The following is a 12,008-nucleotide window of genomic DNA, read 5'->3' as shown; positions in this document are numbered from 1 at the left end:
AACGGTAATTCTAAGACAGCCGAACCGGTAAAATTAAGACACATAGTTTTTTTCCAGTTTATTTGCTTCATAACCAAAGCTCTCCTGAACCTGTCCGTTAAGAAAATCAAATTTAAACCTTTTGTCTGGGATCAGGAATACTTTCAGCTTTCCATCAAATACCTCTTCATCTACCAAAAATTTTTTACGTAAATCAGCTATCGCAGGCCAGAAATTCTGACGAGCAATACCGGCATACGAACATAAGAAGGATGCGTCAATATCACAAAATTCGAATGTGCGAGATCCATATGCTTCTGCTATCTCGGAAGGGTCAGAGGTGTCATAAATTGCTTCCTCTTCATCCCAGCGGCTGAAGGTTCGCAAGACCATGTATAACGCCGCAGGAGCTGGCTTTAATTGACGCCAGTTGCCGCCAGATAGTAAAACCTTATGAAAGTAAAAAGTTTTCGCATTCTCATTTATTGTGGGAAGTGTAAATACCTTGTGTTTTCTGTTCATGGCTGTCATTTTCCAGATAAATTTCAAACCATGATTCTCAATCATCCAGCTCAGCCCCTGTCTAACGGTCTTTGCTGATACACCACACATAGATCCTAGCGTTCCTTCACTCGGCCATGACTGCCCCTGTACGTTCATATGGTAATAAAGCCCTGGAAATATTTTTTTTACACTCAAAGGCATAAGAGCCCATCGCTTTTCGATGATCATTTTCTTGTCAATCTTAAAAAACCGGTTACCATTCAGGTCCTCGCCATATTCCTTTTCAGAAAACAAATGCATCTTCACCCCGGATTTTTTTGCGCCCGCCAAAGCTGAAGAGTGGAAGAGGCATCTGGGGTGAAGAGCTATTCCACACCCTCAAGCCCCAGCAGGCGCAAACGTTAAAATCAAAACCAGCCACATAATTCAAAACCTTAACTTTTGGGTTCACCGATTTAAAATTCCAAAATCAGGATTAATTTATAAAAATGTTAAGTCCAATTAAATGAAGTGTCAAGTTTTTATAATAATTACAATTAGTTACAAATTTATCATAGGACTATATATAGTCCTATGAAACGCAATCAAAACGTCTTTTTGCATGTATTATCAATAAGTTATGATTTTTTTAAAAAATATTAATTTTTTTCTAATTTTTGGAGGTTTTTAAGCTTTAAAATTGCATATTTAAAAATTAAAAATTGAAATTTTATAAAAAAAATCGCCCTGAAAATTCACTTCCAGAGCGACTTTAAAATCATATTTGGTCATCATATGGTCAACAGATCCGCTAAAATAACCTACTATTTCAAAAGATATAACCGCATTACATTTTAATCCTAAATAACAGGTAACTATTTAAATATATTTATTTTTATCCGTCCTTAACATTTCATTTTAATACAATAAAATCCCTTTAGATTTGGACTCAAAATCCAGTGGGCTTTACGCCCGTGTCGGTTCGATTCCGACCTTCGGCACCATCTGTTATTTAAACATAAGCAGGCTTAAGGCCATAACGGCCATTCCGGTTATAAGACCGATTATGCTGTCATGCCCTTTGCCATATGCCCTGCTGGTGGGGATAAGCTCATCAAGGCTTATATATACCATGATTCCTGCAACGCCTCCGAACATGACTGCCATAAAACCCTGAGGAACAATTGATGTCTGCCAGCCAATTATAAACCTCAGGATGATATAGGCGGTAACTGCGCCCACAGGTTCTGCAAGACCGCTTAATAATGAAAACAGGAATGCCTTTTTTCTGTTGCCAGTGGCATAAAAAATGGGGACAGAAACGCTTATGCCTTCAGGGATATTGTGAAGAGCAATGGCAACAGCTATTGCAATGCCCAGCGACGGGTCATCAAGGGCGGCTAAGAATGTGGCAAGCCCCTCAGGGAAATTGTGGATACCAATGGCAAGGGCGGTAAAAAGGCCCATACGCATCAGCCTGTTATGGCCGGGGCTGTGATCATGAGTACCCTGATCTCTCTTTTTCAAACCATCCTCTGTAAAGGGTGGTGGGGCCAGAGGGTTCTTCATTAATGCCTTCTCACTGTCTGAATGTATCTCATGAGGGTTTTCTGCAGCAGGAATAAGCCTGTCAATAACACCTATCAAGAGTATCCCTCCAAAAAAGGAGGCTGCATTTATCCAGTTACCCAACCTCTCGCCATACTGCTCTACAAGGGTTTCAAGGCCCTTGAAAAAAATTTCCACAAATGAGACATAGAGCATTACACCAGCTGAAAAGCCTGTGGCAAGAGATAGGAAGCGGTGATTATCCTTTTTGGCAAAAAAGGCCAGCACACTCCCGATGCCGGTCGCCATGCCCGCAAACAGGGTCAATCCTATTGCTATAAGTACATTATCCATCTGTTGCAGAGATAAAAAAGGGCAATAGATTATGATTCCATGCCCCGTTAAGTAATTAAAATCTGTTAATCATTGATAACTATTTTTTATTTTTCCAAAACTTCTGTTTGATTGCCCCAAAAATAATAATCAGGCCAAGGATAAACATGATACTACACAGATAATAAGCTATAGCAGCATCTAATAAAGGCATAATAACCTCCTCTCTTTAAAATAAAGACCTACCACTTTTTTCCGGGGTGAGCGAGTCTCCAGATAATATAAAATACCACAGCCATTCCCATTGTTATAAAAAATTGTATTAAAAGTATTTTCCAAGGCCATGCCATATTGTTTTCTCCTTTTATAGATATATTTTGTTAAATTTTTACGCTACTTCTGCTCTGCCATTTTAAGCTGCCGCAAATAACCCGGTTTTCCAGGCAAAATAAGATTCAGGAAAACACCAAAAAAAACTGTTGCAAATGTGGTTGGGTATACATTCAGGCTCATATAGTCAGGCAGCCATGTGGGCGGAGCAAATGTCCACAGAAAATTTGCACCGTAACCAGCCAGCATGGTCACCCATGCTGCAAATCTGTTGACCTTCCATACCATACCTATCAGGTAAACCCCAAATACAGGTATTCCAAAAGAAAATGTCCAGAAGAATATGGAAAGCACAAGTTGGAGCTTAAGTGCCGGAATAATCACGATAAAGGCGCATACAAAAATCATGACCCTTGTAAGTATCAGGAATGTCCTGTCACTCATTTTTGGGTTTACCGCCCGCTTGAAAATGTCATGAACAATCATATGAGATGAAGCCAGTATAAGCTGGGAACTGGTTGAAAGGGTTGCAGCCAGAAGAGCAATCATCAATATGCCTACCATCCACTGTGGAAGCGCCATCAATGCTATTTTCGGTACTGCAAGCTTGGCGCCTGCTGCGGCTATTCCCGTAATGGACATACCAACCAGTGCCAGAATTACCCATGGATATGTCACAAGACTGTTTATAAAGGATGCATAAAAAACACCTTTGCGGATATCCGATTCAGACCTTGCAAGTAAAAGAGGCTGGTACTGTGCCTGAGATGCACTGCACATGAACACGAGAAGAAACAGGCACGGGATAAGGAGCGCATACATAACATCCGGTGAAAAATTAAGAATACCCAAATGAAAAGGTAAATTTGCATTTGTATAGAAATCAGCTACCGATTGCCATCCTCCATGACCGTTGTTAAGCCACCTTCCGGTTGCAAACACAGCAGCAAATGAACCAGCTATAAGCATAATCGCATTAACAAAATTCATCCATGCTACCTGCTGGAGGCCTGCTACTATAATATAAAGAATTGTAAGGCCAACCGCGAGAAGTACGCAGTAAGGTTTGAATGGAATGGCCTCGCCGCTGAGGGCATAAAATGCGGTTGCAGTGGCCAGTATTTCAGCTATACAGATACCAATGAGCTGTGCAGGAAATACCGCTGAAATAAGCCAGCCTATACCATCTCCAAATATCTTTCCCATCCCTTCAGGAAATGTCTGGACATGAAGCCTTCTGAACCAGGGCCCAAACCATAACAGAAACAGGGGCACAAACAGACCGCCGCCTATGATTCCCCACCATAAAACAGATGCACCGAAACCTGCTGATGCCTCCCATAGTGAAAGGGTATGGCCGCTTCCAAGGGGAGCCAGGACAAAACCGGCTGTAATCAGCGGCCAGGCAAGTGTATGCCCGCCTCCTGTTACAAAATCACTGCCTGATTTTACCTTTTTCTTGAGATAGATGCTGGTGCCGACACTCAGGATAACATAATAACCGATTGCAATTATTAACGCTGTTGACATTCAATTCCCTCCCTCGCAAAGATATGATACCTGTTTCATTAAGAACTGGATTAAACAGATTGTACCTATTAAGATGAACAATCTGATTGACACCTATAACAGTCGGGTTTTTGATCTTTTATTGCCATCTTTTTATCATATTTTTAGAAAACCGGACGAAAAGTGTTTTATTCTGTATATCAACCTCTTTTCTTTGTCAACCTTGATATAACTCAATATATCTTCTTACTGTCCTGCGGTCGAGATTCATCCTTCGGGCCACCTCTTCATAGGTTCCATACCTTTCATACAGGAGTGCACAATACCCGCTTATCAGTGTCTGAGAATCTATGCTCTGGGTTTCTATCCCATTTTTCAGCATCTCCTTTATGCCACCCGAAGGTGAAACCTTTTCACCCCTGTATTCCCTTGTGAGAAGTATCCTGCGCGTAGCCTGTTCAAGTTCGCGAACATTACCCGGCCATGAATAACCCCTGCCAGGACTCTTTTCAAGGGATTCCAGTATAAGGGAAACAAGCTCATCTGATTTCTCGCCTGTAAGCCGGCTAACAATATTTTCAAGGATCAGCCTTAATTCATCCGGATCCTCCTGGATACGTTCAGAAAGAGAAGGCACAACGATACAGTCAGAGCAGAGCCTGTAATAAAAATCGCTCCTGAACAGGCTACTACCCCTTAAATCCTTAAGGGATTTATTGGTTGCAGCAATCACCCTCCCATTAAACCTTAAGATATCATGACTACCTACCGGGCTGAATGTACGCTCCTGAAGTATCTGCAGGAGTTTAAGCTGGATAGGAAGTGACACATCACCTATCTCATCCAGCAATATTGAACAGTGTGGCCTGCATCTGCTGAATATACCCTCATGCTGATTAATTGCCCCTGTGAATGCCCCCTTCTTGTGACCAAAAAGCTCAGACTCTATAAGCGTTTCAGGATAGAGGGATAGATTGATAGATATAAAACTGTTCATAAAGCTGTCTGTAAAAACATTCTTATCAGGGTTATAGGGTATGAAGCCCGACCTGCCTATTGCTGCGGCGGCTGTACCTTTGCCTGTGCCAGTATCGCCGAGGATCATGGTAGAAAAGTCTTCCATCCGGTTCATGAGATAACGTTCATAAAGGCGGATATCGTATGTAAAAACATTGTTCCACAGATGCCTTCTTAAATCCCTCATGCATGGGCTCTGGCCTATAAGGGCCTTGTCAACAAAGTAATATGCCCTTTTCAGTTGATAAAGAATTGCAAAGAACCTGCATGCATCGTCAGGGTTAAAACCCCTTTTGATGAATAATGAAATGGCATCTTTACCAAATGGAACTACACAGGCTGATTCACCTGCCTTTAACTGTCTGGCAATAAGATCATCAAAATTTTTTGTAAAAATAAAGAATATCTCAAAGAGAAAGGCGCTCTGCATCATGACCCTGTCATCACCGCTATAGAGGCCAATGTCTGCCCTGCCCTCTTTTTCAAGTCTAGCTATGCCCTCTTTCATTTTTGAAAAGACGCAAAGAAGGCGCTCTGTTAAAGGGGCATCCGGCTGGCATTCTGCAATCCTGATATCCAGTTCGGTCCTTTCATCACTGAACGGGTTTGAAAGCGCTGCGCGGGATACAAGCCTGAAAAATGCCCTCTCTTCCTGTGTTAATTTTTTATAATTTGCCATGCATATTAGGTATATGCGTTATACAATTATTGTCAACATCTATATTCTTTTGAGACGATAAAAATCAAAGCACATTTCTTATCATATTGTTTTCATTGTGTTTAACATTATCATCCTCTGTGGCACACATTATGCCATCTGAATGGATTATCGGGTCTATATTTAATCAAAGGAGATGCTCATATGGCAGAAAAATTATTTAACCTGGCAGCACGGAATAAGGGGGGCATTAGACAGGTAGAGAAAGTAAACACCCATAACCTGTTTCGTATGCCCTGGTCTATGTCTGACAATGCATTTACATGGCTTGAAATCACAAGAAGGTGCGACCTCAATTGCAGTTACTGCTACCAGAAGAGTGACCCGGAAAGCAACAAGACCCTGTTTCAGATAGAACAGGAGCTGATCGCTACCCTTGGATTAAGAAAGACAGATACAGTATTTATCACCGGAGGAGAGCCACTCCTTCATCCTGACCTTGATGCTATTGTTAAGATGGTAAAATCCTATCGCGTAAAACCTGTGCTCATGACAAATGGAAACAGACTGAATGAGGAAAAAGTCATCTCTTTAAAGGAGAGCGGCCTCTTTGGATTTGTTATCCATGTAGACAGGGGGCAGGACAGACCAGGATGGAAAGGCAAACCTGAAAAGGCGCTGAACAACCTGCGGCAGGCGTATGCGGATATGATCTATAAGGCAGGAGGCATGATCTGCGGTTTTAACACGACTATACTTCCTGAGACCCTTAATGAACTGCCTGACATAGTTGAATGGACAGTGAAAAATATAGATAAGGTCTGCACAAACACGATTATCCCTGTGAGGGTGCTCGGAAAAGAAAATGGGTGGGATCTTTATGTAAATAACAAAAGGATAAAGTATGAGGAGACAGCCTTTTCCACAAGGGAGTATGCAACCAAAACACACAGAGACCTTACGTCATCTGACCTCATCAGGCAGGTGAAAAGGGTTATGCCCGACTTCACAGCCAATGCATTCCTGGGTGGCACAGAGGTACCTGATGCGCCAAAATGGCTCTTTTCAAACGTCGTAGGCACAAAGGATAAGGTTTATGGATTCATGGGACCATGTGCAATGGAGCTCATGCAGAATGGTTACCATTTTCTAAAGGGACGGTATCTCTCATTTCTAAAACCCTCTATGTACGGCATGGGTAAGTTGATGTTTCCCCTTGGGATCATGGACAGGGGTATCAGGAAGAGCTTCCTTTCATACATTAGCAGATGTCTGAAGAATCCTTTAAACCTGTTCAAGAAGGTATATGTACAGAGCCTTTTAATACTACAGCCACAGGATATCCTTGAGGACGGCAGACAGGATCTGTGCGATGGATGCCCTAACAAGACATACCATAATGGAGCCCTTATCTCTGCATGCAGAAAAGAGGAGTATGTCAGGTTTGGCGGCATGGTGATACTAAGGAAAAAGGCGGGTGAAAAAAAGGTAACGGTGTATGACTGGTCAGATAAACTGTATGAGGAATATACCTTTCATAATCTTAAGTTTAATGTCGGGCTTAATGAAAAGGACTTTGATCCTGATAATGATCAATACAATTTTTTCTAGGGAGACAATATGAACACCATATTATTAGCAACCCTTGCAGCATGGATTATGGCACAGGCAATAAAGGTATTAACCGGATTCATAAAATATGGGGGAGAAGACAGGTCACGTGTAATATGGAGGATCATCTGGGCAGGGGGAATGCCCAGCGTTCACAGCTCGGTAATAACATCGGTAGCAGTGACAATATTACACACCTCAGGTATTGAGAGCACAATCTTCGGGCTTGCAGCGGTCATGAGCCTTATAGTTATCTATGACAGGGGCAGGATGTATGCCATATATAATACCTTCCAGAAAAGATTCCCTGACTTTGCCGAAGAGATACAGGGAGACCCAGTATTAAAAGACCTTGTCGGCCACAGGCCAGCAGAGATAATTGCCGGTGTTATTATAGGTGCTACTTCAAGCCTGGCAATCCGCTTTTTATTGTAATGAATTTAGCGTTGAACCAAAGAATATAATAATTATATGTAATCCCTTTCCTTCGTAAAGTAATCGTTTACACAATAACTATGGAAATAATTTCATATTTTTCCTATTTCATGACATCACATCTTAACAACATACTGATATTATTAACTATAATTTTTTTTAATTTTCAGGTTTAATTTTTGCATACATCTTTTCCAAACCTGTGGTAAGAAGAAAAAACTAATTTCAGAGATTAGGAAGATTTAAAAGGGGGATTTTTAATAATGGGGGCTTGTTTTCGTACTGTACTTACTATTACAGCGGCAATAATATTCCTATGCAGCCAGGCACACGCAGGCCAGGTAAAAAACTCATCTCAATTCAAACTGAAAAATGAGACTGACAGCTTGATGACTAATATGTACAGTCCTGAAATCAAGCTCCTGAACATCAGTAATGATGAACTCTTCCGCACTGCAATGAACGGCACGGCTGAAGATCAGTTTCAGGCGGGCATGCTGTTTGGTCAGGGGCAGGAGGTGGAAAGGGATTTTACAAAATGCATCCGGCTGCTTGAAAAGTCCGCAAAGAGTGGAAACGTTAATGCCTCTTTCCTTTTAGGTACCATCTATATAAAGGGCGGGAGTATCTTTGAAGAGGTAAAGACAGAGATAGAGTATGGAGGAATACTTATACCCGCAGAATTTCCCTATGATACAAGCATGGCATTCCACTATTTTCTTATATCAGGTAACAGGGGTGATACGCTGAGCCGCGATGTATGCTGTGTTATAAAGAAGCAGATCCTTGATGCGGGGGAAAATAGAGAAGGCGCAAAAAGGATGTTCCAGAGCCTTGAGGCATTCGCAAAAACCGGAAATGCCCTTGCACAGAGATTTATGGCTGAGCTCTACAGCGAAGGTAAGATGGTAAAGCAGGATGATCAAATTGCCTTTGACCTGTTCAAGGCAAGTGCTGAGCATGGTGATGGCTGGAGCCAGTATAACACTGCACGTAAATACATCAGCGGGCACGGTGTAAACCGGGATACAAAAGAGGGTTTTGAGTGGATGAAAAAGGCAGCAGAAAATAATCTCTCTGTTGCACAGTTTGATCTTGCAGTGCTCTATTACCTGGGCACAGGCACTGCTGTTGATAAGCATCTGGGGTATGTATGGCTTGTGGTTGCAAAGGAAAACGGGCACAAAGAGGCTGAGGCACTTGTGAAGGAAGCAGATAAAGAGGGTTTAACAAAGGAAGAAAAAAAGGCCGCCCTTGATATGGCTGCAAAATTATTAAAGCAGTTATCAGCGCCCAGGGATACAGATAAGCTGCTTGCTGCTTTAAAGAGCAATTGATTTTACAAAGCCTGAAATCCACCTGAAATATCAAGTCTCAAATCATCACTAATAATACAATGCCCCGCAACAAAGCAGGGCATTTTTTTAACTGCAAATATCTATTGGATTTTTTCTGGGATATGCTATAAGTTTCCTACTCTTCTGAGCTATTTCTTCCTTTTCTTTTTCTTGTATTCCTCCTCACACTCTCAGGCTGAGCATCGTTCTTTAAAAATTTAATACTATATCTGGTTAAAAGAGTTTCATGTTTGTAAGTATTATTAATTGATAAATGCTTTCAAAAAAGAAAGGGATTTGACGATGAAAAAGATAAACCTGCTTATCATGATGTTAATGTTTTTTTCAATAACCGGAAATAAAAGTATTGCCGCCACCCTTAACGTCCCATCCGAGGCATATTCAACTATTCAGGCTGCCATTGATGCGGCCGGTGAAGGAGATACTGTTGAAGTAGCAGCAGGCACATACACTGAGAAAATTACCATGAAGTCGGGCGTGATCATTCATGGTGCAGGGCCGGATGTGACCACCATAAACGGCGGTGGTTCAGGCAGTGTGGTAATCGCCGATGGTGTTAATTCATCGGCAAGGCTTGAAGGATTTACCATCACTAACGGATCGGAAGAATTTGGAGGCGGGATGTTCATTAATGAAGCATCACCGAATGTGACCAACTGCGTTTTTACCATGAACTCGGCAGTCTATGGTGGTGGAATTTTCAACAGTAATTCATCGCCGGTCATTACCAACTGCACCTTCTCAGGTAACTCCTCTGATTCATATGGCGGAGGAATGAACAACACAAACTCCTCACCTGTTTTGACCAACTGCTCCTTTATAGAGAATACCGGCAATGGTGGCGGAATATACAACAGCAACTCCTCGCCGGTTGTTACCAACTGTATATTCTCAGGAAACTCCTCTTCTTTACATGGCGGAGGGATGGCTAATTACAGCGGATCTGCGCCTTCGCTGATTAACTGTATTTTTGGCGGAAATAGTGCATCCACACACGGTGGCGGAATATTCAATAACGGTTCCTCACCGTCTGTTACAAATTGCATATTAATTGAAAACTTGGCTGGCAACAGCGGTGGAGGCATACGGAATGATTTTGGGGGCAACCCGGTTGTTACAAACTGTACCATATGGGCAAACAATGCTGCAAGCGATGGAGGGATAAGCAATTACTCATCTTCACCTGCTGCGGTCAACTGTATCCTGGGGGAAAATTCATTGCCAGAGATTACCCCGTCATCCATGGTTGTCACCTACTCGAACATCAAGGGAGGGTACCCGGGCGCCGGCAATATCGATGCAGATCCCCTTTTTGTTGAAATCGATGATGGGGATTTTCACCTGCAAAAGGACTCGCCCTGTATCGATGCTGGTGACAATTCTGCATCTTCAATACCCGCGAATGATTATGATGGAAATGACCGCATTATTGACGGCAACATTGATCGTACAGCCACAGTGGATATGGGTGCTTATGAATATAACCCTGATGGCACACAGAAATGGGTATTTTTAACAGAAGATATGATAGAATCTTCACCGGCCATCGGTTCTGATGGTACCATTTATGTAGGTTCTAATGATAACAGGCTCTATGCAATAAACTCAGATGGCACACAAAAATGGTCTTTTACTGCTGGAGACGATATTCAATCTTCTCCAGCTATAGGTCGTGACGGCATTATCTATGTGGGATCAAAGGATAATAACCTCTATGCAATAAATCCTGACGGCAGTCAGAAATGGATTTTTATTACCAATGATGATGTGGGTTCTTCTCCTGCCATAGGAGCTGACGGCATCATCTATGTGGGATCAAATGATCATAATCTTTATGCAGTAAATCCTGACGGTAGTAAGAAATGGGCGTTCACTACAGGAGAATACATTCAATCCTCCCCGGCCATAGGTTCTGACAGCACCATATATGTTGGTTCAACAGATGGAAAACTTTATGCAGTCAATCCTGACGGCACACAGAAATGGATTTTTAATACCGGCAATTATTTGTCAGCATCCCCTGCTATCGGAAGTGACGGTATAATATACGTGGGTTCAAGAGACCAAAATCTCTATGCACTAAATCCCGATGGCACACAAAAATGGACATTTAATGCAGGAGGCTGGGTGGAATCCTCTCCAGTCATTGGCCCTGACAGCGCAATATATATAAGCGTTGGAAGTAAATTTTACGCAATAAACCCTGACGGCACACAGAAATGGGCCTTAATTACCGGAGGCAATCTTTATGCCTCGCCTGCCATTGGTTCTGACGGCACAATATATCTGGGAACAGGCGGTATTTTCAATGCAATCAACCCTGACAGTAGCTTAAAATGGAATTACCATCTCTCAGATGAATATGACTTTTCCTCTGCGGTTATAGATTCCGAAGGGGTATTATACTTTGGGGCAGGGGATAGAAAACTCTATGCGATTAATACCCTGTCATACGGCCCGGCAAATTCAGCCTGACCCATGTTCATGCATGATGCAAAGCATACGAGCCGTGCAAGGCAAAAGCCAAAAGGCATGCCCTGGCTTATGATTCTTTTGGAATAGAGTTGAAAAGAAAATATTCCTGTATGTAATAACTGTTCCTGATAAGAATATCGATAATATGTAGAGACAAGGCATGCCTTGTCTCTTCTATGGGACCACTTGTCAAGCCAAATTAGTGTTAATTGTTATTTTAGTCATACCTCTAGCCTTAGACCATGTGAACAGTAGTAGTAATTTATATAAAT

8 protein-coding genes are annotated in these 12,008 nt (G+C 42.0%); 4 read left to right on the top strand and 4 right to left on the bottom strand.

Features of this window, described 5'->3' with window-relative positions:
• Nucleotides 1-33: 33 nt before the first annotated feature.
• The 4 genes from GX654_05925 to GX654_05910 all read right to left on the bottom strand — a co-directional run bounded on the left by GX654_05925 (nt 34) and on the right by GX654_05910 (nt 5,878).
• A complete protein-coding gene (locus GX654_05925) occupies nt 34-777 on the bottom strand; it encodes a hypothetical protein (protein ID NLD36393.1) in 744 nt (247 codons plus the stop codon).
• Between the two features lie 693 nt (nt 778-1,470).
• On the bottom strand, nt 1,471-2,364 hold the full coding sequence (gene zupT / locus GX654_05920) for a zinc transporter ZupT (GenBank protein NLD36392.1): 894 nt from the start codon (nt 2,362-2,364) through the stop codon (nt 1,471-1,473).
• Between the two features lie 372 nt (nt 2,365-2,736).
• Nucleotides 2,737-4,203 (bottom strand): sodium:solute symporter family protein, encoded by a 1,467-nt coding sequence (locus tag GX654_05915; protein NLD36391.1) that lies wholly within the window; start codon nt 4,201-4,203, stop codon nt 2,737-2,739.
• 196 nt (nt 4,204-4,399) lie between these two features.
• Nucleotides 4,400-5,878 (bottom strand): sigma-54-dependent Fis family transcriptional regulator, encoded by a 1,479-nt coding sequence (locus tag GX654_05910; protein ID NLD36390.1) that lies wholly within the window; start codon nt 5,876-5,878, stop codon nt 4,400-4,402.
• A 183-nt stretch (nt 5,879-6,061) separates the two neighbouring features.
• On the opposite strand from GX654_05910, the gene GX654_05905 reads away from it, so the two are divergent.
• From GX654_05905 to GX654_05890, 4 genes are all read left to right on the top strand, one after another.
• On the top strand, nt 6,062-7,468 hold the full coding sequence (locus GX654_05905) for a radical SAM protein (GenBank protein ID NLD36389.1): 1,407 nt from the start codon (nt 6,062-6,064) through the stop codon (nt 7,466-7,468).
• A 9-nt stretch (nt 7,469-7,477) separates the two neighbouring features.
• The gene (locus tag GX654_05900; protein ID NLD36388.1) at nt 7,478-7,903 is read left to right on the top strand and encodes a divergent PAP2 family protein; all 426 of its coding nucleotides are present in this window, start codon (nt 7,478-7,480) and stop codon (nt 7,901-7,903) included.
• A 263-nt stretch (nt 7,904-8,166) separates the two neighbouring features.
• A complete protein-coding gene (locus GX654_05895; protein ID NLD36387.1) occupies nt 8,167-9,240 on the top strand; it encodes a sel1 repeat family protein in 1,074 nt (357 codons plus the stop codon).
• 303 nt (nt 9,241-9,543) lie between these two features.
• The gene (locus tag GX654_05890) at nt 9,544-11,736 is read left to right on the top strand and encodes a PQQ-binding-like beta-propeller repeat protein (protein NLD36386.1); all 2,193 of its coding nucleotides are present in this window, start codon (nt 9,544-9,546) and stop codon (nt 11,734-11,736) included.
• The last annotated feature ends 272 nt before the right edge of the window (nt 11,737-12,008 follow it).

It is taken from the genome of Desulfatiglans sp., assembly GCA_012513605.1.
In the GTDB taxonomy this organism is placed as follows: domain Bacteria; phylum Desulfobacterota; class DSM-4660; order Desulfatiglandales; family HGW-15; genus JAAZBV01.
The sequence above is the reverse complement of the archived record's forward strand: the minus strand, read 5'-3'. Positions and strand labels throughout refer to the sequence as shown.

Coding starts and splice junctions, on each gene's coding strand:
- zupT (NLD36392.1), bottom strand. CDS start 2,364: ATGGATAATGTACTTATAGCAATAGGATTGACCCTGTTTGCGGGCATG.
- GX654_05895 (NLD36387.1), top strand. CDS start 8,167: ATGGGGGCTTGTTTTCGTACTGTACTTACTATTACAGCGGCAATAATA.
- GX654_05900 (NLD36388.1), top strand. CDS start 7,478: ATGAACACCATATTATTAGCAACCCTTGCAGCATGGATTATGGCACAG.
- GX654_05910 (NLD36390.1), bottom strand. CDS start 5,878: ATGGCAAATTATAAAAAATTAACACAGGAAGAGAGGGCATTTTTCAGG.
- GX654_05890 (NLD36386.1), top strand. CDS start 9,544: ATGAAAAAGATAAACCTGCTTATCATGATGTTAATGTTTTTTTCAATA.
- GX654_05905 (NLD36389.1), top strand. CDS start 6,062: ATGGCAGAAAAATTATTTAACCTGGCAGCACGGAATAAGGGGGGCATT.
- GX654_05915 (NLD36391.1), bottom strand. CDS start 4,203: ATGTCAACAGCGTTAATAATTGCAATCGGTTATTATGTTATCCTGAGT.